The organism is Devosia sp. (genome assembly GCF_028290625.1).
Lineage (GTDB): Bacteria > Pseudomonadota > Alphaproteobacteria > Rhizobiales > Devosiaceae > Devosia.
In genome coordinates this window covers 20,217-47,148 of the sequence record NZ_JAQGJM010000005.1, presented here as the reverse complement: position 1 = coordinate 47,148, position 26,932 = coordinate 20,217, and the positions used below count along the sequence as shown (strand labels likewise).

The following is a 26,932-nucleotide window of genomic DNA, read 5'->3' as shown; positions in this document are numbered from 1 at the left end:
AAAAAAGCCGCCCGGTTTTGCCGGGCGGCTTTTTCGTGTTCAGGCGAAGAGCTTACTCGCCGTTGCCGAGTACGCGTGACCACCAGCCGGCCTTGCGGGGCTGGGAGTCGGCCGGGGCTTCCGGCGCCGCCGGCGCAACGGCAGGAGCGGGCTCGGGAGCCGGCTGCGGCGCGACGCTGACCGGTGCAGCCACGGGCTGCGGTTCGGCCGAGGCGAAGCTGACCTTCTCGCGCACCGTCGAACGACGGCGGGCCGCGGCCTTGTCGTCATCCACAGGCGCGGGCTCCGGGGCGGCGACCGGCGCCGGGGCGACGGCAGCAGCGACCGGTGCCGGCTCGGGCTCGGCGGGCGCGAACATCGGCACGGCGTCATGCCGGCTCTGCGGCGTTTCAACGGGCTCCGACCTGGCATAGGCCGTGATGGATTCCGTGGTCGCCTCATCATGCGGACGCAGCGAGGTGCCTTCGAGATCGGCCACGGCTTCGCTGGATTCCGACTCCGGCGTAGGACCGAGTTCGTCCGAGATCGAGCCGACCAGACCGTCTTCCGGTCCGCCACGCCGACGACGACCGCCACGGCGACCGCGACGGCGCGGACGCCGTTCGCCATCGGCGGTCTGCTCCGCCGTACGGGGCTCGCCGGACTGATCCTCGGACTCGTCGTCCTCGCCGTCAGCGTCGTCACCGACGCTCTCGACGTTGCCTTCGCCGACGAAAGCGGCGGGTGCTTCGCTGCCGTCACGCTCGGGTGCCGGGCCGCCTTCGCGGGCCTCGCCGGAACGTCCACGCCGGCGCCGGCGGCGCTTGCGCTTGCGGCCGTCCGCATCGGTTTCGCTGCCGGCGCTCTCGCCCGACGGCTCGTCATCGGAGGTGAGGCCCTCGGTTTCTTCGGTCTCGATCTCGGCTTCGGTCTCGAAGGACTCTTCATCCTCGAAGGGTTCTTCTTCCATCGCCGGCGGGAACGCCGCGACCTGGGCGGCCAGCACGGCCTTGGCGGCCTCCAGCGTATGCACCTGGTCGCCGCGGTCGATCACGAACGACTGCTGGCCGGTGACGGTGGGGTCGGCAATGACCGCGAGAGTGACCTTGAAGCTGCTTTCGAGATCCCGCAGGTGGCCGCGCTTGTGGTTCAGCACATAGAGCGCGACGTCGGTGCGGGTGCGCACGACCAGGTTATGGGTGGCGCCCTTCATCAAAATCTCTTCCATGCCGCGCAGCAGTTGCAGCGCAACGGAGGAGACCGAACGAACGTGGCCGCTGCCGCCGCAATGGGTGCAGACCTCGGTGGAGCTTTCCAGCACGCTGGCGCGGATGCGCTGGCGCGACATTTCGAGCAGGCCGAAATGCGAGATCCGGCCGACCTGGATGCGGGCGCGGTCCTGCCGCAGGCAGTCGCTCATCTTGCGCTCGACCGAGCGGTTGTTGCGCTTCTCGTCCATGTCGATGAAATCGATGACGATCAGGCCGGCGAGATCGCGCAGGCGAAGCTGCCGTGCGACTTCTTCCGCCGCCTCAAGATTGGTCTTGAGCGCGGTGTCCTCGATGTGGTGCTCTTTGGTCGAGCGACCGGAGTTGACGTCGATCGAGACCAAAGCTTCGGTCTGGTTGATGACGATGTAGCCGCCGGAGCGCAGTTGCACCGTGGGCGAGAACATCGCATCGAGCTGGCTCTCGACGCCCATCCGCGAGAACAGCGGCTGGCCGTCGCGATACAGCTTCACCGCACGGACGTTCGACGGCATCAGCATGTGCATGAAGTCGCGGGCTTCGGTGTAGCCGGCTTCGCCGGCGACCTGGATCTCGTCGATTTCCTTGTTGTAGAGGTCGCGCAGCGAACGCTTGATCAGCGAGCCTTCCTCGTAGACGAGGGTCGGGGCCTGCGACTTCAGCGTCATGTCGCGCACGGTTTCCCACATGCGGATCAGATATTCGAAATCGCGCTTGATCTCTGGCTTGGTGCGGGAAGCGCCTGCGGTGCGCAGGATAATCCCCATGCCTTCCGGCACGTCGAGATCCGACACCACTTCCTTGAGGCGCGAACGGTCCTGCGCCGAGGTGATCTTGCGGCTGATGCCGCCGCCGCGTGCGGTGTTTGGCATCAGCACGGCGTAACGGCCGGCCAGTGACAGATAGGTCGTCAGCGCAGCGCCCTTGTTGCCGCGTTCTTCCTTGACGACCTGCACCAGCATGACCTGGCGGCGCTTGATGACTTCCTGGATCTTGTAGTGACGGCGATTCTGGCTCTGGCGACGACGCTCGGGAACTTCCTCAAGCGCGTCCGCACCACCGATCGATTCGACAGGCTCGGAATTGGCCGGCGCCTGCTCGATATGGCTGGCGCCTTCCATGTCCTGGGTATCGGTTTCGGCGTCGGGCTCGACGACGCCGGTCGGCAGCGAGATGTGCTCGTCTTCGTCGTGATTGTCCTCGGCCTCTTCATCGCGCAGCAGGGCTTCGCGGTCGGCAACCGGAATCTGGTAATAGTCCGGGTGGATTTCGGAAAAGGCGAGGAAGCCGTGGCGATTGCCGCCATATTCGACAAAAGCGGCCTGCAGCGACGGCTCTACGCGCGTGACCTTGGCAAGGTAGATATTGCCGCGCAACTGGCGGCGTTGGGCAGACTCGAAATCGAATTCTTCGAGCCGGTTACCCGCAGTGACGACAATCCGAGTCTCTTCCGGGTGGATGGCATCCACCAGCATTCTCTTGGTAGCCATAGAAATTTGCTCCGCGCGCTCGCGCGCCGACAGCCGGATTCCGGGAGGCCGGAATCCGCGCAGTGGCGCTGTGCGAGGCGAATGGTTTGAGGGGTGTGGCGCGCGGAACCATAACGGTGGGCGCACCGGTATTAGGGGTCAAGGCCGAAAAATGCAGCGTGGCAAAACGGCAATCGGTAATCTCGATCGCGTCGCGTTCTGTCCGCCTGCGGGCCATCTGACCTCTTCCTATTGGGCTGCATTGCCTCTCACGCAGTGGCAGCCGTCCGGTTCACACGGAACCGAAATTCTTGTTCGAGACGCAGGATTGCCGCTTCTGAGCCGGATTGAGGGCTTCTCTTCGACCCTGTCCTCCGCCCACTTCCTGCCTCGATAAAACAGCTTTCGCCGCTTAAATTGGTTTGGCAAGAAGCTTGCGCCTCAACCACTAGCGTGTAGGGGTGTTGCAACAGATTGGCAACAGGAAAGTCAAAATCGACTATCCTGTGCGGTTTCTACTGCCGTCGAATTGCGGCCTCACCAATTCTTCGCGTAACTGCGCCAACGCCGCAGATTCGCCGAATATCGATGCGACTGCGTCGCGTCTTACAGATAGGGATCGCGCGGCCCGTGTTCAACTTTCCTCGATTGATGGCGCTCGCCGTGATGGTGGCGCTGGTCGTGTCCGGCCCCGTCCGGGCCCAGGACGCCACCGTGCCCACGACCCTTCCCACCGTCATGGACGTACGCGTATCCGCGACGCCCGAACGGGCCCGGCTGGTCATTGACCTCGGCACCCAGACACAATTTTCGCTGACATCGCTCAGCGGCCCGGACCGGCTGGCGATCGACGTGCGGGCAGGGGCGATCACCCTTGCTGCTCCCGAAGGCGTACCATCGGGCACCGGCATCGTGTCGGGTTATGCGGTGCAGCAGATCGGCGCCGATCGCGTGCGCACCACACTGACGCTGTCCTCGCCCTCGCAGGTGCAGCAGGCCTATGTGCTCGATCCCTTCGAGGACCAGCCGGCGCGGTTGGTGGTCGACATCATCCCGGCAACGCCCGAGCAATTCGCGCTGAATGTGAAAAACGATCTGACCGCGGCGTCCGGCGTAGTGCCACCCAAAGTTGCCGATACGCCGACGCCGGCGGGCGGCTCGGAACTGCCGATCGCCACCAAGCCATTAGTGGTCATCGATCCCGGCCACGGCGGCATCGACAGCGGCGCGGAAACGGCGTCCGGCATCAAGGAAAAAGCCATCGTGCTGGCCTTTGGCCTGCGGTTGCAACAACTGCTGGTCGCGTCGGGCCGGTTCGATGTGGCGCTGACCCGCGAAGATGACAGCTATCTCAAGCTGGAAGACCGGGTGGCGCTGGCGCGGACCAACAAGGCGGACCTGTTCGTCTCGATCCACGCCGACAGCTTCCAGCAGCCCGAAATTCGCGGCGCCAGCGTCTATGTGCGCGACGAGAACGCTACCGACGTGCTCGATAAGGTGCTGGCCGATGGCGAAAACCGCTCGGATGTGGTCGCCGGCTACACCATGCCGCAAACCGCGCCTGAGGTTGTGGATATCCTGGTCGACCTGATGCGCCGCGAAATGCGGGTGCAGTCCTATACGGCCGCGCAATCGATCGTGCATCAGTTGGAGCCCAGCGTCGAATTGCGCCGCTTCCCGGTGCGGCAGGCCGATTTCCTGGTGCTGCAGGCGCCGGACGTGCCCTCAGTGCTGATCGAACTGGGCTTCCTGTCCAATGCGGAAGACATGGCCAACCTCTTGGAAACCGGCTGGCAGGATCGCACCGCCGATGCCGTGGCGCGCGGGATTTCGCTCTACTTCGACAGCCTCAAGCCGCAAGAGTAGCGCAGCAAACCACCCTGTGGGAGGCGGAGTGACCTGCGTCGTCTGGTTAACAACGTGCCGGGACTGTGACAGTTAAGTCACTTGCGCCGCCAAGGGACCTGGTCCACGGCGCTGTGATCTACTTTTGCGTCCCGCTCTGTTATGATTCCCGTGATTTCGACAGGGCGTTTGCGGCCGCTGCCGAGGCGAATTCAGATGCTGCGTCAGCCGCGTATGGGCGCGCAGGAGAGATTATCTAATGCTTCGTATCGTCGGCTGGCTGTTTGGCTTCGCAACGTTCATGGCCCTGGCCGCCTTGTGCGTCAGCGGCGTTTATCTTGCGACCGTAGCCGCCCAATTGCCCGACTATACCGTGCTCAAGGATTACCAGCCGCCGGTGACGACGCGTGTTCACGCCGCCGATGGCACGCTGCTGGCCGAATATGCCCGCGAGCGCCGGCTGTTCCAGCCGATCGAAACCGTGCCGCCGCTGCTGATCCATGCCTTCCTGTCGGCGGAGGACAAGGACTTTTATAGCCATGGCGGCATCGCGGTAGACGGCATCATGCGGGCCGTGCGCGACAACCTGATGGCCCGGGTCGACGGCAACGCCGCCGTGCAGGGTGGTGGCTCGACCATTACCCAGCAGGTCGCCAAGAACTTCCTGCTATCGAGCGAACAGACTTGGGACCGCAAGATCCAGGAAGCGATCCTGGCCGTGCGCATCGAATCCACGTTCTCCAAGGACAAGATCCTGGAGCTCTACCTGAACGAGATTTTCCTCGGGTTGAACTCCTATGGCGTGGCCGCCGCGGCGTTGAACTACTTTGACAAGGCGCTGTACCAGCTCGACCTGGCCGAAGCCGCTTACATCGCCGCGCTGCCCAAGGGTCCAAACAATTACCATCCGTTCCGCCGCCCGCAGGCCGCCATCGAGCGCCGCAACTGGGTGATCGATCGCATGGTCGAAAATGGCTATGCCACTGTCGCGGAGGGCGAGGAAGCCAAGAGCGAGCCGCTCAACGTAGTGCCGCGCGCTTCGGGCAGCCAGAACTACTCGGCCGAGTATTTCACCGAGGAAGTGCGCCGCGAACTGGCCAAGCTCTATGGCGAGGACCAGCTCTATGGCGGCGGCCTGTCGGTGCGCACCACGCTCGAGCCCAAGCTGCAGGAATATGCCCGCCAGGCGCTGCAGGACGGCTTGATCCGGTTCGATCACACCAAAGGTTTCCGTAGCCCAGTGGCCAGCATCGAAATCGGCGAGGACTGGGGTCTGGATGTCGCCAACATCAAGCCGCTGAGCGACGTGCCGGAATGGCAATTGGCGGTTGTCCTCGAAATGAACGGCAACGAGGCCAAGATCGGCCTGCGCCCCGGCGACGACGTCGACGGCAAGAGCCTGCCGGACCGTACCGTTGGCACGCTGAACGGCGGGGATGTCAAATGGGTTTCCAAGTCCCTGTCGCAAACCCTCAAGGTTGGCGACGTGATCTACGTCTCGCCGATCGATGGCAAAGTGGGCAGCTATACGCTGCAGCAAGTGCCCGAAATCGAAGGGGCCCTGGTTGCCATGGACCCGCGAACCGGGCGTGTGCTGGCCATGGTCGGCGGCTTCTCGTTCGCCGAATCCGAATTCAATCGCGCCACCCAGGCGCTGCGCCAGCCCGGTTCGTCGTTCAAGCCATTCGTCTATTCCGCGGCGCTGGACAACGGCTATACGCCGGCCTCGGTAGTGCTCGATGCGCCGGTGGAAATTCGCAACAGCGACGGTAGCATCTGGCGGCCGGAAAACTATGCGCAACAGTTCTATGGCCCGCAGACCTTGAGGCGTGGCATCGAGCTGAGCCGCAACGTCATGACAGTGCGGCTGGCCAAGGATATCGGCATGCCGCTGGTGGCCAAATACGCTAAGATGTTCGGCGTCTACGACACCATGCAGCCGGTGCTGGCCATGGCGCTGGGTGCCGGCGAAACCACCGATATGCGGATGACGGCCGCTTATTCGACCATCGCCAATGGTGGCCGCAAGATCGTGCCGACGCTGATCGACCGCATCCAGGATCGCTATGGCGTCACGGTTTACAAGCATGACCAGCGCGTCTGCGCCGGCTGCACCGCCACCAGTTGGGAAGGGCAGGGCGAGCCCACCATCACCGATACGCGCGAGCAGGTTCTCGACCCGATGACCGCCTACCAGATCACCTCGATGATGGAAGGCGTGGTGCAACGCGGCACCGGCACCGGCGCCAAGTCGCTGAACCGCCCCGTCGCCGGCAAGACCGGCACCACCAACGACTACAAGGATGCCTGGTTCGTCGGCTTCACGCCCGAGCTGACCGTTGGTGTCTATATCGGCTACGACACACCGCGTTCGATGGGCAGTTCCATTACCGGCGGCACCTTTCCAGTACAGATCTTCACCGAATTCATGGGCAATGCCCTCAAAGGCCAGCCGGCGACGCCGTTCAACGTGCCCCCCGGCATGACCGAGGACTGGATCAATTCCGCCTCGGGCGTGCAGGCGGTGGACGGCGACCATGCTGTGCTGGAGGCGTTCAAGCCAGGCACCGGGCCGAACCTGGCGACCTCGGTGATCGGCGTCGATGGCGGCGGCTATGTGGCCTCGATGGGCCCCGATGGTGGTTTTCCGCCAGGCGCTTATCCCGATGGCTCCTATCCGGTCGGCAGTCCCGGTCCCTATCCTGCGGGCGACAATTATGCGACCGGCAACAACTATCCCGCCGATGGCGGACGCCCGGTGGACGCGGCCGACATGGTCAACGGCCGCGGCGGAAACTAGAGCGTGACCGAATTCGTCCGCTATCCCGATCCGCGGCTGACCGCCAAGGCGGTGCCTCGCCCGATAGACGCTGCACTGCGCGCCACTGCCGAACGCCTGGTGACGGCGGCCAGCGAGGCACAGGCCTATGGCCTGGCGGCAGCCCATATCGGGGAAATCGAGCCGCTGGTGGTTATCAGCGTGGCTGCGGACATGGCACAGCGAGACTATCGAGCGCTGTTCAACCCGGAAATTATCGGCACTGCCGCACCGACCCAAACAGGTCCGGAGGGCTCGGTGTCGATGCCAGGCATCGAGGCGCCGATCGAGCGGCCGGTCTGGGCGGATGTGGCCTATGACACGGTTGACGGCGAGCGCATCACCACACGGTTCGAAGGCTTTGTCGCCCGCTGCGCCCTGCACGAGATCGAGCAGATGAACGGGGTCTTCTTCCTCAGCCGGCTGTCTCGCCTCAAGCGCGACACAGCAATCCGCAAATTTCAGAAGCTCGGTCGCACCCAGTAGGCGCAGCCGAGCCGCTTGGCGTCAGGGCATATTCGGCGGTGCAAGGATAGCAAACGGGGACTTTGGTTTTTCACCTGGCGGCACGTAAGCTGGCGCCGGATCTCCAGGCTCTCCCAGCGATACGATATACTGGTGCAATGAGCGCATTTCTGGCTCGCTAAAGGCGTGCACGTTGTACCAGGGCATCGGCGGCCGGGCCTTGAACGTCTTCAGGTACTCAACGAATTCGTCTTCACTGTGCGAAGCGGCAACGATGCGCAGGTTAGGCGGGTACGTTGTTCCCCATGGCCCTTGGAAACCCACCGGATTGCCCTTGAGCGCAGTCGCCGGATCGACCTTGCCCTCCATTTCGTTGTAGTTGGCGGTGTGGCAATCGTGACAGCCGCCGATCACGGCGATTCGTGCGCCATTGGCCACCGAAATCTCGGCATCTTGTGCGTAGGCCAAGCTTGCGGTTAGCCCAAGAGTGGCAACGACAACAGTTCGAAACATCTCTCCCTCCGTCCTCAACGCGGAGACGGGAGCGTCTACCCCGGTCGACGCTTTGGCAAGATAGCCGCGGCTAAACCGAAAGGTTGATACGGACCCGCACCTCGTCTACATGAGGCACAACGACGAAGGACTGTTACAATGCGGATGGAAATCGAAAAGACCGTCACTGAAATCCAGCAGGTGTTGACCCTGCTGAGGAGGCATCTTTGACTGGGATACTGCCCAGCTTCGCCTCGACGCACTGAACGCCGAAACCGAATCCCCTGACTTCTGGAACGACGCCGAAAAGGCGCGTGAAAAGATGCGCGAGCGCGACGAGCTGCAGGTCGCCGTCCACAACGTGCTCAAGTTCGAGGCCGGGATTGCCGATAATAGCGAGCTGATAGAACTCGGCGAGGCCGATGGCGACGCCGACATCATCAAGGACGCTGAGCAAGCGCTGTTCGACCTGCGCACCGAGGCCCGCCTAGCCCAGATCGAGACGCTGCTATCGGGCGAAGTCGACGCCAACGACTGCTATGTCGAAATCCATTCCGGCGCCGGCGGCACCGAGAGCCAGGATTGGGCCAATATGCTGCTGCGCATGTATACGCGCTGGGCGGAACGGCGGAAGATGAAGGTGGAAGTGCTCGAAATGCATGACGGCGAAGAAGCCGGCATCAAATCGGCGACCATCAAAGTCTCCGGCCATAATGCCTATGGCTGGCTCAAGACCGAAAGCGGCGTGCACCGCCTGGTCCGCATCAGCCCCTATGACTCGGCTGCGCGGCGTCACACCAGCTTTTCCAGCTGCTGGGTCTATCCGGTGGTCGACGATTCCATCGACATCGAAATCCGCGACGCCGACCTCAAGGTCGACACCTATCGCGCCTCCGGCGCCGGCGGACAGCACGTCAACACCACGGACTCCGCGATCCGCATCACCCACGTTCCATCCGGCATTATCGTGGCGTGCCAGCAGGAGCGCAGCCAGCACAAGAACCGTGCCACGGCCATGGCCATGCTGAAATCGCGCCTCTACGAGGCCGAGTTGCAGAAGCGCGAAGAGGCGGCAAACGCCCAGGCTGCCAGCAAGACCGATATCGGCTGGGGCCACCAGATCCGCTCCTACGTGCTGCAGCCCTACCAGATGGTCAAGGACCTGCGCACCGGCATCGAAAGCAGCCAGCCAGCCGCAGTGCTGGATGGCGATGTCGATCAGTTCATGCAGGCGGCGCTGGCACAGCGCGTCGGCGTGGCGACGGACGTGGTCAGCGAGTAGCGCTTCCTCACTTCGCCCCTCCGGGGAGAGGTCGGCGCGCAGCGACGGGTGAGGGGGCCTTCCACGGGCTCCTCACCCAGTAAAGGCCCCTCACCCGACCCAAGAGGGTCGACCTCTCCCCGGAGGGGCGAGGTGAGAAGAACGATGCCTTGCTAACCCAGCAGGGCCGACAGGCGCTTGCCAGCCTTGAGGAAATTGGCTGGATCGATCGCCGCATTGTTGCGGCGCACTTCGAAATGCAGGTGCGGACCCGTCGAGCGGCCCGTGGAGCCGACCTTGGCGATCGGCGTGCCGGTATGGACGACCTGGCCGACCTCGGACAGGAATGCCGAGAGGTGGCCATAGCGCGTCACCAGCCCATTGGCATGGGTGATCTCAACCGCGTTGCCATAGCCCGACATGGTGCCCACAAAGGTCACCGTGCCATCCGCCGCCGCCGACACGATCGAGCCACTCGGGGCCGCAAAATCCAGCCCGGCATGGAAGGCTCGCCCACCACTGAACGGATCGGTCCGGTTGCCGAAACCCGAGCTCTGGCGATACTGGCCGGTCAGGGGCATGTGCACTGGCGCCGAGGCGATGCTGTCACGCGCCGCCTTGTAGCGCACCAGTGCCGACATCACCGCATTGGCATCCTCCACCATCGGGGAGTCGGGCTCGCCGGCCTGGGGCGGCAGCAGGGGGCCGCCCACGCCGTCGAGATCGCCGTCAGGCAGGGCAACGTTGATGCCAATGCCCGATAGCTCGGAGACAATACCCTGCGTCCGCTGGGTCGCGGCATCGGCAATGGCCGTCATGGCGGTCTGGGTTTCACCCATCATCCGGTCGAGCGCCTGCGCGGTCGCATCGATATCGGGATTACCGCTCGGCAGCACCGGGCCGGCATCGGCCGCATCGCCGCTGGGCTTCTCAGCGGGCAGGGTAGCGGTATCGATCCCCAACTCGCCGGCCTTGTCGACCAGCACCTGCACCAGTTGGTGCTGCTCGGTCAGCACTTCCTGCTGTTGCGACAGCTCCTGCAATTGCAAATTGATATCGCCGGTCTGGGCGAAACTGCGCGAATGCAGCCGGTCCACCTCGACCCGCAACTGCGCGACGCGATCTTCATACGCCTCGACGACCTGCTCGGTCTGGCCATTGTAGAGCCGGGAAATATCGGGCGCGAGCAGGAAGGCGGTCGCCGTCAACGCGTTGCCGGTCAGCAGGACCGCGAACATGCCGTAAAACAGAGCAGGGCGGATGCCAGGGGACTTGGGCGGCGTGGCGGGGGCGGTGCCGCGGGCAAAACTGGGCTGATGACGCACGCAACACACTCCGCGAGACCACAACTATGGTCAGCAAAGTATGAGCAAGTGTGGTTAACAAAGCGCCAAGCCTAGCCCTTTTTGCCCTTCTTGGCCGGTTTTGGCGCATCGAGCTCATCCAGCGCCTCCAACATCTTCTGGGCGTGGCCGATGATGCGGGTGGCTCGGATCGTGCGCGCAATGCGGCCATCGGTATCGATGATGAACGAGGTCCGGATCAGGCCCATGAACTCGCGTCCGTAGAGCTTCTTGAGCTGCCAGAGCCCAAATGCCTCGATGGCCACCCGATCGGTATCCGCAATCAAAGGAACGACAAGGCCATACTTGGCGCGAAACTTGCGATGTGACTCGAGGTCATTGGGCGAAATGCCGACCAGAGTGGCCCCGCGCTGGGCAAACTCCGTGCTGAGCGCGGAGAATTCCTGGTTTTCATTCACGCAACCGCCAGAATCGTCTTCGGGATAGAAATACAGTACCAGTCTATGGCCACGATGATCTGACAGTGTGAAACTAGTCCCATCGTCCAACGGGAGGCTAAAATCGGGAGCGAAGTCACCTTCCAGCGCGATACTCATGCAATTGTCCCCTCACAAATAGCGCCCGAGTGAAATCGGGGTGTCGGTGCCATATTCCAGCCGGTATCATTGGGCAAGAGACCGCGCTGTGCGGTTGATTCTCGGGTTGCCAGGAGATACCGGCCATCGCCCGATCTGGAAGCAAGTGAGCGCGTCAACCACTCCCGCAGCAGCGCAGACTCCACCTTCTGCGCAGCGCAAGCGGCCGCCGGCGCGTCATGCCGCCAAAATACTGGTCTGGGCTCTCGGCATTCCGGCCACCATCCTGATCCTGATTTACATCACGCTGCTGTTCACCCCCATAAGGCTACCCTTCGGCAGCGATGCCGCGCAAGCCGTCGCCCAATCGGCAATGCCACCCACCAGCAAGCTGCAACTGGGCGAAATGGCGCTTGCGCTGGAGGGCGGCGTCTGGCCGGTCATCCATTTCTCGCCCGTGGTGCTGACCGATACCAAGACCGGCGCCAGGGTGGAAATGGCCGCGCTGGAGATCGGGTTCTCGCCGGTCCGCGCGCTGTTCGGCCAGCCCGGCGCCACCATCACCATCGTCAAGCCGCATATCCAGATCGTGCAGGACCTGTTCGGGCCGCGCGTCACCAGTTTCGAAATGGTCGACGATCCCAAGGGCGGCCCGCCAACCGTGCGGGTGATGGAGGGGCAGGACGCATTCCCGACGGTTGGCATCTCCTCGACCGGCATCGACCTGCGCGAGCAGGGCGGCGAGGCCTCCTCGATGGCGCTGCGCTCGGACAATGACTGGCTGATCTACAACCTGGAAGCCAGCGAGCAGGGCATCGCTGATATCGTCGCCCAGGCGACGCAGGGCCGCTTCTCCAAGCTGGTGATCCGCGACGGCACCATCGACATGAACGACGCGGTTTATGGCCTGTTCCGGCGCTTCGAAAAGATTGACCTCGAAATCGCGCCATCCGCCGATAGGCGCAGCACCGGCGGCACTTTCTCCGCGACGCTGGGCGGCAAGACCATGGTCGGCAGCCTGTCGCGCACGGTGGACGATGCTGGGGGCGCCCGGCTTGAAGCCGATATCACCAATATCGATTTTGCCTCCTTCCTGCCCTTTATCGACGATGCGCAAAGCGTGGCCGCCATCCGTGGCGCGGGAGCACTGTCCATCGACGTCAGCTTCGCGCCCAATACCGGAAAGCTGGTCGATGGCGCCTTCAAGGTGGACATGACCGGGCTCGACCTGCGCCTGCAGGACAGCTATTTCCCCATCGCCACCTCGATCATGGACATCTCCTGGTCGCCCGCCGAGGGTCAGTTCAAGCTGGCGGATGCAGCCCTGCAGATCGGGCAGAGTTCGGCCCATATCTCGGGCATTTTTGCCATGGGACTGGACCCCAATTTCGGCCCGACCATCGGCATGTCGATGACCATGCACGACGTCTTCATCCATCCCAACGACATGGCCGCACCCGCCAAGCCCTTCGACACGGTGGAATTTTCCGGCTGGTCCGCGCCCCTCTATGGCGCTCTCGGCATCGATCGGTTGCTGGCCACCAAGGGGGCGGGCCACGTCGAAAGCACCGGCCGCATCGACATGTTGCAGGCCGGCTTGGGGCTGGACATGACCATTGCCGGCGGGGGCGTCAGCGCCGATGACCTCAAGCGGCTGTGGCCCTATCTGATGGGGGGCGAAAGCCGCGACTGGTTCGTCGCCAACGTCACCGATGGCACGGTCGAAAATGCCACTCTGCGGTTCAAATTTCCGGTGGGCGCCATGGCGATGGGCGGAGAGGAAAAGCCGATCCCCAAGGACTCCATGGTCATCGACATGGTCGGCACCGGCGTCATGGTCAAGCCAACGGCCGAAATGGCGCCGATTGCCATTGACGGGGAAACCAAGCTGCAGGTGCGCGACAGCGACCTAACCATTTCGGCCGGTGGCGGCGCCGTCGATAGCGGCAACGGCATCATCACGGTCACCAATCCGGCCCTGATCATGGACAATTCCGATCCCTCCCAGGGTATTGCGGAGATTTCCGGGGACATCAGCGGATCGATCCCATCGCTGCTGGCGCTGGCCAAGAGCCAGCAACCGGACGTGGTCGCCAATGCGAAATTGCCGATAGACCTGGCCTCGATCACCGGCTCGGTCAATGTCGGGCTGGTCGCCACTATCAAGCTGCCCAATGCCAAGAGTGGTCGCGAACTGGGCTTCGACTATGTGCTCAACGGCGCGGTGAAGGATTTCGCCAGTAGCCAGCCGATCCAGGACCGCAAGATCGGCGATGGGCAGCTGTCGTTCAGCGCCTCGCAAGACGGCTATCGCGTCGCCGGCACCGCCAATATCGACGGCATGGCGGCCGATGTCGAAATCGCCGGCACCCCCGCCACGGCGCCAATATTCCGCCTGGGATCGACCATTGAAGCCAAGGACCTGGCGGCGATGGGGTTCGACGCTTCGGAGTTCCTGACCGGAAAATTGCGTTTCGTCGCCGAACCCAAGGCGGACGGCTCGATCCAGATGGCCATCGACCTCAAGGATGCCGCGCTCACCATCAAGGACATCGGCATCACCAAGGCGGCCGGCGTTGCGGGGAGCCTGGTGGCGACGATCCGGCAGAAGGACAAACTCACCGAGCTCAGCGACATCGACCTTGCTTTCGGCACGGTGCATCTTGCGGGTGGTCTGAAATTCGATACGGAAAAAGGCCTGCAATCGGCCGAATTCACTCAATTCGGCCTGAGCGAGGGCGACAGCGCCCAGCTTAAGCTGGCGCCGATCGATGGCGGTTACGCCCTCAACCTGACCGGCGCGCAACTCGACCTCAAGCCGATGCTCAAGCGCTTCTTCGGCCTCGGGGAGGGCTCAGGCGGCGTGCAGGCGACGCAGTTCACCCAGACGCTGACGCTCAACATCCATCTGGATCGAGCACTGGGCTATTACGCCACCACAGCCTTCAACCTGGCGCTGGACATGACCCTGCACGGCACCGACATGCGCCGGGCCAACATGACCGCGCAATTCGGCGATAACAACGCCGTGTCGGTGACCACCAATCCGGCTCCGGACGGGCGGACGCTCACCGTGGCCTTCAGCGACGCCGGCACCATCCTGCGGCTGCTCGGAGTCTATTCCCAACTGGCCGGTGGCGATGGCAGCCTGGTGCTGACCACCAATGCCGAACAGAAGGCGGAGGTCGGCCAGCTCCAGTTGCGCAATTTCTCCATCGTCGACGAAGCTAATGTCGCCGAAATCCTGGGCAACCACGCCGACTCCCGCGCTATCATCGCCAAGCAGAACCGGCTGGATTTCGACGGCGGCGTCGTCACCTTCGTGCGCCGCTCCGACCGGGTCGAAGTCACCGACGCCATCCTGAGCGGGGCCACAGTCGGCGGCACCATGCGCGGCTTCATTTACACCGATCAACGCCAATACGACCTGACCGGCACCTATGTGCCCCTGTTCGGCCTCAACAGCGCCTTCCAGAAAATTCCGCTGTTCGGCCCCTTGCTTGGCGGGCGCAACGGCGAGGGACTGCTTGGCGTGACCTTCGCGGTCAAGGGCCCGCTCGACAAACCCGAATTCAAGATCAACCCGCTGTCGGCACTAGTACCGGGCGCGTTCCGGGAACTGTTTGAATTCCGCGCCAAGGAACAGCCCCGGGCCGAGTAGGCGGTATGCAGATCGCATACTTGATGCTAAACTTCAGGCATTCAGGAGGTCCGCTATGTCTAAAGTGCGCAAGCGCACATTCAGTCTCACCCAGCAGCAATCGACCTATATCGACACCGTGGTTGCGTCAGGCGGCTATGCGTCTGGCAGTGAGGTCATTCGAGAGGGAATCCGAATACTACAGGAGCGCGAGCTCAAACTGCAGAAATGGCTAAAGAACGAAGTTGCGCCGGAATACGACGCTTGGCTTGCCAACCCCGATGATGTGTTGACCGAAGAGGAAGTCTTCGACGATATCGAGCGCACTCTCGACGCTGATGAAGCCATGCGCAAAGCCTCTTAATGCGCAGGCGGCGGATCGTCTACCGGCGCCGCGCACGCGAAGATATCCGGGAAATAGCGCGATGGTTTGCCCTTCGTGTCTCACGTCAATTCGCTAGCGCCTACGTTGAGCGTATCCGAGCTCGAATTCGATCCTTCGAGTTCGCCGGTGAGCGAGGCACAGTCCGCGACGAGATCGGTCCCGGGGTTAGAGCAATTGGCCTGATGCAATCCATAACCATTGCATTCGCAATCAACGCCGAAAGCGTGATTATCCTTCGCGTGGTTTACGGCGGCCAGGACTGGCAGACAGCCCCGACGACCGATGATTTCGAAGACTAAACCGGCTTGATCAGTGCGTGGCGCTTCTTGCCGATGGAGAGCTTGACCACCCCTTCCGCCAGCAGCGCATTGTCGCCCAGGCTCAGCTTGTCGTCATCGATCAGGGCGTCGTTGACACGCACGGCCCCAGACTGGATGTGACGACGCGCTTCGCCGTTCGATCCGGCCAGACCCGCCAGCACCAGGGCCGCGAGGATGCCGACGCCATTGGACAGTTCCGCATGGCTGAGCGTGGCGGTTGGCAGCGACAGGTCCAGCGATCCGGTCTCGAACGTCGCCGCCGCGGTCGATGCAGCCTGAATGGCAGCGTCTCGGCCATGCACGATTGCCGTGACCTCGGTCGCCAACACCTTCTTGGCCTCGTTCAACTCCGAGCCACCCAAGGCCGCCAACCTGGCGATTTCCGATAATGGCAACCGCGTGAAGACCTTGAGGAACCGTTCCACATCGGCGTCCTCGGTATTGCGGAAATACTGCCAGAAATCATAGGGCGAAAAGAGGTCGCCATTGAGCCAGACGGCGCCGGACGCCGACTTGCCCATCTTCTCACCGGAAGATTTGGTCAGCAGCGGCGTGGTCAGCGCATAGAGCTGCGGCCCGCCCATGCGATGGCTTAGATCGACGCCGTTGATGATATTGCCCCACTGGTCGGAGCCGCCCATCTGCAGCACCGTGCCATAGCGGCGGTTGAGCTCGACGAAGTCGTAGCCCTGCATGATCATGTAGTTGAATTCGAGAAAGCTCAGCGACTGGTCGCGGTCCAGCCGCAGCTTGACCGAGTCGAAGCCCAGCATGCGGTTGACCGAAAAGTGCCGGCCGACGTCGCGCAGGAATTCGACATAGTTGAGCTTGAGCAGCCAATCGGCATTGTTGACCATGATGGCGGGGTTGGAGCCGCCATAGTTCAGGATGTTGGCATAAACGCGCTGGATAGAGTCGATATTGGTGGCGATCTTCTCGACGGTCAGCAGTTGGCGTTGGTCGTCGCGGAACGAGGGATCGCCCACCATCGAGGTGCCGCCGCCCATCAGGCTAATCGCCTTGTGGCCGGTTTCCTGCAACCAGTAGAGCATGGTCACGGTGATCAGATTGCCGATATGGATCGACGTCGCCGTGGCGTCATAGCCGACATAGCCGGTGATCGGCCCGGCCAATGCCAGGGCGTCGAGCCCCTCGGGATCGGAAATCTGATGGATGAAGCCGCGCTCGTCGAGCACGCGGAGAAAGTCGGATTTGTATTTGGTCATTGGGTGCGATCCCTAGATACCGACCACCCGCCGGGTCATTCCCGCGTAGGCGGGAACCTCCGTTCCGGATGGTCGCTGAAGAAAACAGAGGTTCCCGCTGCGCGGGAATGACTCTGTGGGGGTGAAAGCGATCGCGTGAATACGCTCTCTAGTTAGCGCCCGCCGCCGGCGGCGATCTCTGCCCGGCGGCGGTCGAGATATTCGGCCGAGCGGTCGGTGAGGTCGTCGATCTTGCCCTCGAAGAAGTGGTTGGCCCCTTCGACGACCTGCTGCTCGATATTGATGCCCTTTTGCAGCTTGAGCTTGTCGACCAGCTTCTGCACCGCCGATGGCGGGGCCACGCGGTCCTTGTCGCCATGAATGATCAGGCCCGAGGATGGGCAGGGGGCGAGGAAGGAGAAATCATAGAGATTTTCCGGCGGCGCCACCGAGATGAAGCCCTCGACTTCCGGCCGGCGCATCAGAAGCTGCATGCCGATCCAGGCGCCGAACGAAAAGCCGGCGATCCAGCAGCCGCGGCTTTCGCGGTTGATGGTCTGCAGCCAATCGAGCGCGGAAGCCGCATCAGACAGCTCACCGATGCCATGATCGAACAGGCCCTGAGACCGGCCAACGCCGCGCGAATTAAACCGCAGCACGGCAAAGCCGCGCTCGGCAAACATGTAGAACAGGTTGTAGACGATCTGGTTATTCATCGTCCCGCCGAATTGCGGGTGGGGATGAAGCACGATGGCGATCGGAGCATTGGGCTCCTTGCCGGGCTGGTAACGGCCTTCCAGACGCCCCTCGGGGCCATTGAAAATCACTTCTGGCATGGGTCTACTTTTCCGGCCATTACGGCTCTGTTGATATGGCTCACCGACCCTTTGCGAGGAGCGCTGCGGCTTGACTAAGCGCGCCTCGCTGCCTAATACAGGCATCGAAAAACCAGTTTAGAATTATTCGAAACTCGTGTTTTGGCCGCCATCTGGCGGGGAAGTGCGCCCCTTGTAATGAAAGAGGGCGTCAAATTTCAAGAAGTGTTTGGACTCAAGGGCACAACACCGCCCCAGCCCAGGCATGGAAGCTATGAACGGCGCGCATGCGCCATGGGCCCATGATGACCAGACCGGCGATCTATCTCGATCATAATGCCGCGTCCCCGCTGCTGCCGGAGGCGCGCGACGCGCTGGTCGGCGCGCTCGGCATGGTGGGCAATCCCGCATCGGTGCATGGGCACGGCCGGGCGCTCCGCAACCTGATCGAGACGGCGCGCGGGCAGGTGGCCAAGCTGGCAGGGGCTGAGCGCAAGCAGGTGGTGTTCACCGGCTCGGCGACCGAGGCGATCACGCAGGCGATTGTCGGTGGCGCGAAGACCTTCGCCAGCGACGCCGTGGTCGTCAGCGCGGGCGAGCACACAGCGGTTTTGAAGGCGGCCGAGGCGACGGGGTTGCCGGTGCTGACGGTCGGCCTGTTGGCCGATGGGCGCATCGATATGAGCCAGCTTGCTGGATTTCTTGCTGATGCCGGGGCCGCGAACCAGACGCTCCTGGTGGCATTGCATTGGGTGAACAACGAAACCGGCGTCGTTCAGCCCATCGAGCGGATCAATGCACTGGTCGGGCCGACCCGGCATACGCTGTTCATCGACGCGGCTCAGGCTTTCGGCAAGCTGCCTCTCGAATTTGCCGCCTCGGCACCCGATATGATGGCCATAGGCGGCCACAAGATTGGCGCGCCAGCCGGTGTCGGTGCGCTGCTGGTCAAGTCGCATGCAGATACGGTTCGACTGATCCCCGGCGGCGGCCAGGAACAGGGCCGGCGCGGCGGCACGGAAGCGGCAGCACTGATCGCGGCCTTCGGCGCGGCGGCACAGAATTTTGCCGGGCACTATGCCTCGGCCAATGTGAACACGCTGACCAGCGAACTCGAAGCCGGTCTTCGGGCGCTGGCGCCGGATGCGGTGATCTTCGGCGAGGGCGTCGAGCGGATCGGCAATGTGGTCGATTTCGCGGTGCCGGGCGTCAAGAGCACCGTCGCCATGATGGGCCTCGATCTGGATGGCATTTCGGTGTCGTCGGGCTCGGCCTGCTCCTCGGGCAAGGTTGGCGCCAGTCATGTACTGGCGGCGATGGGCGTGCCGACCGAACTGGCCGAATGCGCACTGCGCATCAGCCTGGGGTGGAATTCCACCCGCGACGATATTGCCGCGTTTCTGCGTGGCTACCAAACCATCCTCAACCGGCAGCGTGGCCGGCAGGGGAAAGCGGCCTGAGGGCCAAGTATTGACGGCTCGCGGCGCCCTTGAAGCGCCGAGGGGCAATTAGGAGAAGCCAGATGGCTGACTACGACATCCCGACCCTCAAGGAAAACATCGACCGGGAGACCGTCAATTCGGTCCTGGCGCTCGACGTCGACAAGTACAAATACGGCTTTTCGTCCGATATCGAATCCGACATGGCCCCCAAGGGCCTGAGCGAAGACATCGTCCGCTTCATTTCCGCCAAGAAGAACGAGCCCCAGTGGATGCTCGACTGGCGGCTGGAAGCCTATAATCGCTGGCTGACCATGGAAGAGCCGACCTGGGCCAAGGTTCATTACCCCCAGCTCGATTTCCAGGACATGTACTTTTACGCCGCGCCCAAGTCGACGCCGGCCCCAACGAGCCTGGATGAAGTCGATCCGGCGCTGCTGGCCATGTACGACAAGCTGGGCATTCCGCTTAAGGAGCGTGAAATCCTCGCCGGTGTCGAACGCCCCAACGTGGCGGTCGACGCGGTGATGGATTCGGTTTCGGTCGTGACCACGTTCCGCGAGGAACTGGCCAAGGTCGGCATCATCTTCTGCTCGATTTCGGAAGCGATCCGCGAGCATGGCGAACTGGTGCAGAAGTACCTGGCGTCGGTGGTGCCGGTTTCGGACAACTACTACGCGACGCTCAACAGCGCCGTCTTCACCGACGGCTCGTTCGTCTACATCCCCAAGGGCGTGCGGTGCCCGATGGAATTGTCGACCTATTTCCGCATCAACGAGAAGAAGACCGGCCAGTTCGAGCGCACGCTGATCATCGCCGAAGCCGACAGCTATGTGAGCTACCTCGAAGGCTGCACCGCGCCGATGCGGGACGAGAGCCAGTTGCACGCCGCCGTTGTGGAACTGGTGGCGCTGGAAAACGCCGAGATCAAATACTCGACGGTGCAGAACTGGTATCCGGGCGACAAGGACGGCAAGGGCGGCATCTACAATTTCGTCACCAAGCGCGGCGATTGCCGTGGCGATAATTCCAAGATTTCCTGGACCCAGGTCGAGACCGGTTCGGCCATCACCTGGAAATACCCAAGCTGCATCCTGCGCGGCGATAACTCTCGCGGCGAGTTCTACTCGATCGCCATCTCGAACGGCTACCAGCAGGTCGATAGCGGCACCAAGATGATCCACCTGGGCAAGAACACGTCCAGCCGCATCATCGCCAAGGGCATCGCCGCCGGCTTCTCGGACAACACCTATCGCGGCCAGGTCTCGGCTCATGCCAAGGCCAAGGGCGCGCGCAACTTCACCCAGTGTGACTCGCTGCTGATCGGCGACAAGTGCGGGGCCCATACCGTGCCCTATATCGAGAGCCGCAATGCGACTGCGGTGTTTGAGCACGAGGCGACCACGTCCAAGATCTCGGACGACCAGATGTTCTATTGCCAGCAGCGCGGCCTCAGCGATGAGGAAGCCGTCGCGCTGATCGTCAACGGCTTCGTCCGCGACGTGCTGCAGCACCTGCCCATGGAATTCATGGTCGAAACCCAGAAGCTGATCTCGATCTCGCTGGAAGGCAGCGTCGGCTAATGGCGGACGCGTCCTCACCAGTCATCTCGCTCGGCGACCTCACGCTCGATTCCTGGGAGCGCGGTACGCTCTACAAGTCGGCGGATATTTCGTTTGGCAAGCTGCTGGGCCTCAAGGGGCTCGGCATCAGCTATAACGAAGTGCCGGCCGGAAAATCGAGCTGCCCGTTCCATAGTCACCACGTGGAAGACGAGCTGTTCGTCATCCTCGAGGGTGAGGCGACGTATCGCTTCGGCGCACTGAGCTACGCGGTCAAGGGCGGCGACGTGCTGGGCGCGCCGGCCGGTGGCCGCGACACGGCCCACCAGATCATCAATACCGGCACGGTCACGCTGCGCTATCTCGGCGTATCGACCATGGCCAAGACCGAGGTCTGCGAATATCCGGACTCCGACAAGATTCTGGTTTCGAGCCGCCCGGCGGGCGACGAGACCGGCAAGGTCCGCCACATGGTGCGAACCGGCGAACACAACCTCGATTACTGGGACGGCGAGCCGGGCGCTTGAGAGCGCTAACGCCCCGTTCATTCACTGGAGATTTTCTATGACCACCGCAATCCTTGAAATCCGCAACCTGCATGCGCGCATCGAAGACCGCGAAATCCTCAAGGGCGTGAACCTGATCATTCCGCCCGGCCAGGTGCATGCTGTGATGGGCCGCAACGGCTCGGGCAAGTCGACGCTGAGCTATGTGCTGGCAGGCAAGGAAGACTATGAGATCACCGAGGGCGAAGTGCTGCTCGACGGGCAGGACCTGCTGGCCATGGAGCCGGACGAACGCGCCGCGGCCGGCCTGTTCCTGGCCTTCCAGTATCCGATCGAAATCCCCGGCGTCGCTACCATGACCTTCCTCAAGGCGGCGATGAACGCGCAGCGCAAAAAGCGCGGTGAGCCCGAAATGCTGACGCCCGACTTCATGCGTGCGGTCAAGCAGGCGGGTGTCGCCCTCAATATCGACAACGATATGCTGAAGCGTCCGCTCAATGTGGGCTTTTCTGGCGGCGAGAAGAAGCGGGCCGAAGTGCTGCAGATGGCGCTGCTGCAGCCGAAAATGTGCATTCTGGACGAGACTGATAGCGGGCTCGACATCGATGCGCTGCAGGTTGTCGCCAAGGGCGTCAACGGCCTGCGCGCGGCCAATCGCTCTATGCTGGTCATCACCCACTATCAGCGCCTGCTGAACCACATTGTGCCCGACGTGGTGCACGTGTTCTCGGACGGCAAGATCGTGGAAAGCGGCGACAAGGACCTGGCCCTGCAGCTCGAAGCCAAGGGCTATGCCGAATTCGACGACGCGGCGGCCTGATCATGAAGCAGACCATGCCCGTCCGCCTGAGCGCGGCAGAAAACACCTTGATCGAGCAGTTGACCGGCCTCGGCGCCACGGTGGAAGCCGAGCGCATGACCATGGCCGGCCTCCCGACGCGCCGCGTCGAGAGCTATCACTATACCGACCTCAAAATGCTTCTGAAGGCGGTTCCGCCTCTGGCGCAGGCCGCCAATGAAGCCAGCGCTCCGGCGCTGCGCGTTGCCGGCGCCCATCAGATCATGATCGCCAATGGGCGCGTGCAGGAGAGCGGCACGGCCCCCGCCGGCGTCATGATCGGCAAGGCCGACGGCGCGGCGCTGACGACGCGTGACGACGTGCTGGTGCACCTCAATGGTGCGCTGGCCAAGGAAACGCTGACCCTGACGCTGGACGGCACCGTCGATCCCGTGGTGCAGATCGACCGGCGCACCGAAGGCGCAGCCGCCCATTCGGCCAGCTCGGCGCGGATTTTCGTGGCGGACAATGCCTCGGCGGTCGTGCTGGAGACCTATTCGGGCTCCGACGCGGCTCATGTGGCTAACCACGCGAGCTACGTCACCGTCGGCAAGAACGCCGTGCTGACGCATATCACCGTCGACCTGAGCAGCAAGTCCGCGACGCATTTCGCCACCAACGAGTATACGCTCGCCGAAGGCGCCAAGCTGCGCACGCTGACCATTCACGCCGGAGCCGGGCTCGCCCGCTCGCAGGTGTTCGCGCGGTTTGCCGGGGAGGGCGCCCATGCCGACTTCACCGGGCTAAACCTGGTCGATAACGGCCAGCACCTCGATATCACCATCGATATCAACCATGCCGTGCCCAACACCACCTCGCAGGAGCTGTACAAGCAGATCGCGCGCGGCCGCTCCAAGGCAGTGTTCCAGGGCCGCATCGTGGTGTCTCGCGACGCGCAGAAGACCGATGCCAAGATGATGATGCAGGGTCTGATGCTGTCGGACGAAGCGGAAATCCTCTCCAAGCCCGAACTCGAAATCTACGCCGACGACGTGGTCTGCGGTCATGGCTCGACCTGTGGCGAGCTGGACGAAGACTCGATGTTCTACCTGATGAGCCGCGGCATTCCGAAAGCCGAAGCCGAAACCATGCTGGTGCGCGGGTTCCTCGAAGAACTGGTTGACCCGATCGCGGACGAAGCTTTGGCCGAAGCGCTGCACGGCGTGATCGATGGGTGGCTGCTGGCGCGGTAAGCGGGCGCTCGCCCGGAAAGTACATGATGACCTTCGACCTCGAAAAAGTCCGTGCCGATTTCCCGATCCTGTCGGAGCAGATCCACGGCCATCGGCTGGTCTATCTCGATAGCGGCGCATCGGCCCAAAAGCCGGTGCAGGTGCTGGATCGGATGGATTATGCCTTCCGGCACGAATACGCCAACGTGCATCGTGGGCTGCACACGCTCGCCAACCGGGCGACCGAGGCCTATGAGGGCGGCCGCCATGCCGTGCAGAAGTTCATCAATGCGGCGCGGCCAGAGGAGATCATCTTCACCCGCTCGGCAACTGAGGCGATCAACCTCGTCGCGTCGTCCTTCGCCGGGCCGCGCATCAGCGAGGGCGACGAGATCGTCACCACGATCATGGAGCACCACTCCAACATCGTGCCCTGGCACTTCCATCGCGAGCGCAAGGGCGCCGTGATCCGCTGGGTCGGTGTGACCGACGATGGCAGCCTCGATATGGACGCCTTCGAGGCGGCCCTGACCGACCGCACGAAGATCGTCGCGGTGACGCATATGTCCAACGTTTTAGGCACCGTAAACCCCATTAAGCGCATCATTGCTATCGCTCATGCGCGCGGTATTCCGGTGCTGATCGATGGCAGCCAGGGCGCTGTCCACACCAAGGTGGACGTGCAGGACCTTGGCGCCGATTTCTACGTCATGACCGGCCACAAGCTTTATGGCCCGACCGGCATCGGCGTGCTCTACGGCAAATACGACCTGCTGGCCGAAATGCAGCCCTATCAGGGCGGCGGCGAAATGATCGATACGGTGACGCTGGATGAGGTCACCTACAACGAGCCGCCGCACCGCTTCGAGGCGGGCACACCACCGATCGTACAGGCAATCGGGCTGGGCGCGGCCTTGAATTATATGGATAATCTCGGCCGCGACACCATTGCTGCCCACGAGGCCGAGGTCGCCGATTATGCCCATGAACGGCTCCGCCGCATCAATTCGCTGCGCCTGATCGGCACGGCGCCGGGCAAGGGCGGCATTTTCTCCTTCGAAATTAAGGGCGCCCATGCCCATGACGTCTCCACCATTCTCGACCGCTACGGCATCGCCGTGCGGGCGGGAACGCACTGCGCCCAGCCGCTGCTCAAACGTTTCGGTGTCACCTCTACCTGCCGCGCCTCCTTCGCCCTATATAACGGCAAGGACGACGTCGACGCGCTGGTGGACGGCATCGAACGCGCCCAGAAATTTTTCGCGTAAGCGAGGACTAAAATGACCGACGAATTCGAGATCGACGAATCCAAGATCGCCCCTGCACCGGCACTCCCGGAGCCGCCGCGCATCGTTCCAAATCACACCGGCTCGCTGCCTGAGGCCGATGTTGAGCGCATCACCACCGACCTCATCGGCGCGCTCAAAACCGTCTATGACCCTGAAATCCCTGTCGATATTTACGAGCTTGGCCTGATCTACAAGGTTGACCTGGATGATGACCGGAACCTCGTCATCGACATGACCCTGACCGCGCCGGGCTGCCCGGTGGCCGGCGAAATGCCCGGCTGGGTGGAAAACGCCGCCCGCGCCGTCGAAGGCATCCAGGACGTGACGGTCAATATGGTGTTCGATCCCCCCTGGGACGCCAGCCGCATGAGCGAGGAAGCCCAGGTCGCGCTGAACTGGTGGTAATTCTCGCCGCGACGCGCTATATATCGTGAATTGACGATAGACGAGGTTTCCCGATGGCTTTCAAGATCATGTCGCTGACCGATGCCGCTGCCGAGCGCATCAACGAGATCATCGAAGATTCTGAGAAGCCGGTGATCGGCCTGCGCGTCGGCATCAAGAATGCCGGTTGCGCGGGCGTGTCCTACACCATGGACTACGTGGCCGAGCCGGTGAAGGGCGACGACCACGTGACCGACAAGGGCGTGGACGTCTGGGTCGACCCCAAGGCCACCATGTACCTGCTCGGCACGGTGATGGACTTCGAGGTCGCCAAAATGAGCTCGACCTTCACCTTCAAGAACCCCAACCAGACCGGCGCCTGCGGCTGCGGCGAGAGTGTCACGCTCAAGCCTGCCGATCTCAAGGCCATTGCCGAGGCACGCGCCACCGCCTGATTGCGTTGGGCATGCATTTGGCCTAACAGGCAGGGGCAATTTCGGCTCCAGCCTTAGAGTAGTCCAATGACCGCATTGCCCGCGGCCCTGACCCTTATTCCGCCCAGCCATCCCCTGCTGGGGCGTGTATCGCCTCCCGGCTCCAAATCCATCACCAATCGCGCGCTGCTGCTGGCGGCGCTGGCCAGTGGCACCAGCCGGCTGACCGGCGCTCTCAAGAGCAAGGACACCGTGCTGATGGCCGCAGCCTTGCGCCAGATGGGCGTGAGCGTTGAGGAACCGGATGCGACCAGTTTCGTGGTCACCGGAACCGGCAAGCTGACAGCGCCTGATGGGCCGCTGTTCCTCGGCAATGCCGGCACGGCCACGCGCTTCCTGACTGCGGCTGTTGCGACGGTTGATGGCACGGTGATCGTCGATGGCGACGCGCATATGCGGCTGAGGCCGATTGCGCCGCTGGTGACGGCGCTGCGTTCGCTGGGGATCGACGCGACGAGCGAGACCGGCTGTCCGCCGATCACCATTCACGGCAAGGGCAGTTTCGGGCAGGGGCGCGTCGAGATCGATGCGGGGCTGTCCAGCCAATACGTCTCGGCATTGCTGATGGCGGCGCCGATGGGCGAGGGGCCGATCGAGGTGGCGCTAACCGGCCCTGATATCGGCGCGCGGGGTTATGTCGACCTGACGCTGGCGGCAATGCGGGCTTTTGGCGCCAAGGTCGAGCAGATCGATGCCGGGACCTGGCGCGTGCTGCCGACCGGATATACGGCGACCGACTTCGTCATCGAGCCGGATGCATCGGCCGCGACCTATCTGTGGGGCGCCGCGGCGCTCACTGGCGGCGATATCGACCTCGGCGTGGCTCCCGATGCCTTCACCCAGCCGGACGCGTTGGCGCAGGCCGTGATCGCGCAGTTTCCAAATCTGCCGGCGGTGATTGACGGCTCGCAGATGCAGGATGCGGTGCCCACCATTGCGGTGCTAGCGGCATTCAACAATACGCCGGTGCGCTTCGTCGGCATTGCCAACCTACGGGTCAAGGAGTGCGACCGGATTTCGGCGCTGTCGACCGAACTCAACCGGATTCGAGCGGGTCTGGCGCGTGAGGAGGGGGATGATCTGGTGGTAAGCAGTGATCCGGCCCTGGCGGGGCAGACCTTGCCGGCGCGGATTGAGACCTATGCTGATCATCGCATTGCCATGAGCTTCGCGCTGGCGGGGCTCAGGATCGCCGGCATCACCATTCTGGACCCAAGCTGTGTCGGTAAGACCTATCCCGATTACTGGGACATGCTGGCGGGTTTGGGCGTGGGTATGGTGGCGGGGGAGTAGAGCGGGACAACCGCCGGGAAATGCTTGATCCATCCCAATCACCGTCCTTCCCGCGGACTTGATCCGCGGGCCATTGGCCGCTTGTGCCATCCTGACCGAGGCCCTCGGATCAAGTCCGAGGGAAGAACAGTGAGG

The 26,932-nt window shown here is 63.0% G+C and carries 22 protein-coding genes; 16 read left to right on the top strand and 6 right to left on the bottom strand.

Annotation, left to right across the window (positions count from 1 at the left end; genetic code table 11):
- Positions 1-52: 52 nt before the first annotated feature.
- Positions 53-2,716 carry a ribonuclease E/G gene (locus JWR51_RS01940; protein WP_299742918.1) on the bottom strand — a complete coding sequence of 888 codons (2,664 nt, stop codon included), beginning with the start codon at positions 2,714-2,716 and terminating at the stop codon, positions 53-55.
- A gap of 609 nt (positions 2,717-3,325) precedes the next feature.
- Here JWR51_RS01940 and JWR51_RS01935 point away from each other — a divergent pair.
- The 3 genes from JWR51_RS01935 (at position 3,326) to JWR51_RS01925 (ending at position 7,844) form a co-directional block, all read left to right on the top strand.
- Positions 3,326-4,561, top strand: a complete 1,236-nt coding sequence (locus JWR51_RS01935; RefSeq protein WP_299742915.1) for an N-acetylmuramoyl-L-alanine amidase — start codon at positions 3,326-3,328, stop codon at positions 4,559-4,561.
- 238 nt (positions 4,562-4,799) lie between these two features.
- A complete protein-coding gene (locus JWR51_RS01930; RefSeq protein WP_299742912.1) occupies positions 4,800-7,340 on the top strand; it encodes a penicillin-binding protein 1A in 2,541 nt (846 codons plus the stop codon).
- Between the two features lie 3 nt (positions 7,341-7,343).
- Positions 7,344-7,844: a peptide deformylase gene (locus JWR51_RS01925; RefSeq protein WP_299742910.1), complete on the top strand. Its 501-nt coding sequence runs from the start codon at positions 7,344-7,346 to the stop codon at positions 7,842-7,844.
- A 21-nt stretch (positions 7,845-7,865) separates the two neighbouring features.
- Here JWR51_RS01925 and JWR51_RS01920 read toward each other — a convergent pair whose 3' ends face one another.
- Positions 7,866-8,336: a hypothetical protein gene (locus JWR51_RS01920; protein WP_299742907.1), complete on the bottom strand. Its 471-nt coding sequence runs from the start codon at positions 8,334-8,336 to the stop codon at positions 7,866-7,868.
- Between the two features lie 138 nt (positions 8,337-8,474).
- On the opposite strand from JWR51_RS01920, the gene prfB reads away from it, so the two are divergent.
- Positions 8,475-9,597, top strand: a protein-coding gene (gene prfB / locus JWR51_RS01915) for a peptide chain release factor 2 (RefSeq protein ID WP_299742904.1) whose coding sequence is annotated in 2 segments (ribosomal slippage) — positions 8,475-8,543 and positions 8,545-9,597 — 1,122 coding nt in all. Because the reading frame shifts where the segments join, the coding sequence is not laid out codon by codon here.
- A 152-nt stretch (positions 9,598-9,749) separates the two neighbouring features.
- Here the strand turns inward: prfB and JWR51_RS01910 are convergent.
- Positions 9,750-10,901, bottom strand: coding sequence for a M23 family metallopeptidase (locus tag JWR51_RS01910; protein ID WP_299742901.1), 1,152 nt, complete (start codon positions 10,899-10,901; stop codon positions 9,750-9,752).
- Between the two features lie 71 nt (positions 10,902-10,972).
- On the bottom strand, positions 10,973-11,476 hold the full coding sequence (locus JWR51_RS01905; RefSeq protein ID WP_299742899.1) for a peroxiredoxin: 504 nt from the start codon (positions 11,474-11,476) through the stop codon (positions 10,973-10,975).
- Positions 11,477-11,621: 145 nt separating this feature from the next.
- Between JWR51_RS01905 and JWR51_RS01900 the strand changes: the two genes are divergently transcribed.
- The 3 genes from JWR51_RS01900 to JWR51_RS24015 are packed head-to-tail and all read left to right on the top strand — an operon-like array spanning position 11,622 to position 15,779.
- Complete coding sequence (locus tag JWR51_RS01900; RefSeq protein ID WP_299742896.1) at positions 11,622-15,116, top strand: hypothetical protein; 3,495 nt, start codon at positions 11,622-11,624, stop codon at positions 15,114-15,116.
- Positions 15,117-15,171: 55 nt separating this feature from the next.
- Complete coding sequence (locus JWR51_RS01895; protein ID WP_299742893.1) at positions 15,172-15,459, top strand: type II toxin-antitoxin system ParD family antitoxin; 288 nt, start codon at positions 15,172-15,174, stop codon at positions 15,457-15,459.
- On the top strand, positions 15,459-15,779 hold the full coding sequence (locus tag JWR51_RS24015) for a type II toxin-antitoxin system RelE/ParE family toxin (protein ID WP_366525535.1): 321 nt from the start codon (positions 15,459-15,461) through the stop codon (positions 15,777-15,779). The genes JWR51_RS01895 and JWR51_RS24015 overlap by 1 nt, the downstream gene beginning before the upstream one ends.
- Here the strand turns inward: JWR51_RS24015 and tyrS are convergent.
- Together tyrS and JWR51_RS01885 are read right to left on the bottom strand one after the other, a co-directional pair.
- Positions 15,776-17,026 (bottom strand): tyrosine--tRNA ligase, encoded by a 1,251-nt coding sequence (tyrS, locus tag JWR51_RS01890; protein ID WP_299742891.1) that lies wholly within the window; start codon positions 17,024-17,026, stop codon positions 15,776-15,778. The two genes, JWR51_RS24015 and tyrS, sit on opposite strands and share 4 nt — an antisense overlap.
- Before the next feature lie 152 nt (positions 17,027-17,178).
- Positions 17,179-17,841 carry an alpha/beta hydrolase gene (locus JWR51_RS01885; protein WP_299726325.1) on the bottom strand — a complete coding sequence of 221 codons (663 nt, stop codon included), beginning with the start codon at positions 17,839-17,841 and terminating at the stop codon, positions 17,179-17,181.
- A gap of 284 nt (positions 17,842-18,125) precedes the next feature.
- Here JWR51_RS01885 and JWR51_RS01880 point away from each other — a divergent pair, with 284 nt between their 5' ends.
- From JWR51_RS01880 to aroA, 9 genes are all read left to right on the top strand, one after another.
- Complete coding sequence (locus tag JWR51_RS01880) at positions 18,126-19,280, top strand: aminotransferase class V-fold PLP-dependent enzyme (RefSeq protein WP_299742888.1); 1,155 nt, start codon at positions 18,126-18,128, stop codon at positions 19,278-19,280.
- Between the two features lie 77 nt (positions 19,281-19,357).
- Positions 19,358-20,842 carry a Fe-S cluster assembly protein SufB gene (gene sufB, locus JWR51_RS01875; protein WP_299742927.1) on the top strand — a complete coding sequence of 495 codons (1,485 nt, stop codon included), beginning with the start codon at positions 19,358-19,360 and terminating at the stop codon, positions 20,840-20,842.
- Positions 20,842-21,348: a cupin domain-containing protein gene (locus tag JWR51_RS01870; RefSeq protein WP_299742885.1), complete on the top strand. Its 507-nt coding sequence runs from the start codon at positions 20,842-20,844 to the stop codon at positions 21,346-21,348. The genes sufB and JWR51_RS01870 overlap by 1 nt, the downstream gene beginning before the upstream one ends.
- Positions 21,349-21,385: 37 nt before the next feature.
- Entirely contained in the window at positions 21,386-22,147 is a 762-nt protein-coding gene (gene sufC / locus JWR51_RS01865) for a Fe-S cluster assembly ATPase SufC (RefSeq protein WP_299742882.1), read from the top strand.
- Between the two features lie 2 nt (positions 22,148-22,149).
- Positions 22,150-23,358 (top strand): Fe-S cluster assembly protein SufD, encoded by a 1,209-nt coding sequence (gene sufD, locus JWR51_RS01860; protein WP_299742879.1) that lies wholly within the window; start codon positions 22,150-22,152, stop codon positions 23,356-23,358.
- Between the two features lie 26 nt (positions 23,359-23,384).
- Positions 23,385-24,605, top strand: coding sequence for a cysteine desulfurase (locus JWR51_RS01855; protein ID WP_299742924.1), 1,221 nt, complete (start codon positions 23,385-23,387; stop codon positions 24,603-24,605).
- A 12-nt stretch (positions 24,606-24,617) separates the two neighbouring features.
- On the top strand, positions 24,618-25,031 hold the full coding sequence (locus JWR51_RS01850) for an SUF system Fe-S cluster assembly protein (RefSeq protein WP_299742876.1): 414 nt from the start codon (positions 24,618-24,620) through the stop codon (positions 25,029-25,031).
- 53 nt (positions 25,032-25,084) lie between these two features.
- Positions 25,085-25,465, top strand: coding sequence for an iron-sulfur cluster assembly accessory protein (locus JWR51_RS01845; RefSeq protein ID WP_299742873.1), 381 nt, complete (start codon positions 25,085-25,087; stop codon positions 25,463-25,465).
- Between the two features lie 66 nt (positions 25,466-25,531).
- On the top strand, positions 25,532-26,797 hold the full coding sequence (aroA, locus tag JWR51_RS01840; RefSeq protein WP_299742871.1) for a 3-phosphoshikimate 1-carboxyvinyltransferase: 1,266 nt from the start codon (positions 25,532-25,534) through the stop codon (positions 26,795-26,797).
- Positions 26,798-26,932: the final 135 nt, after the last annotated feature.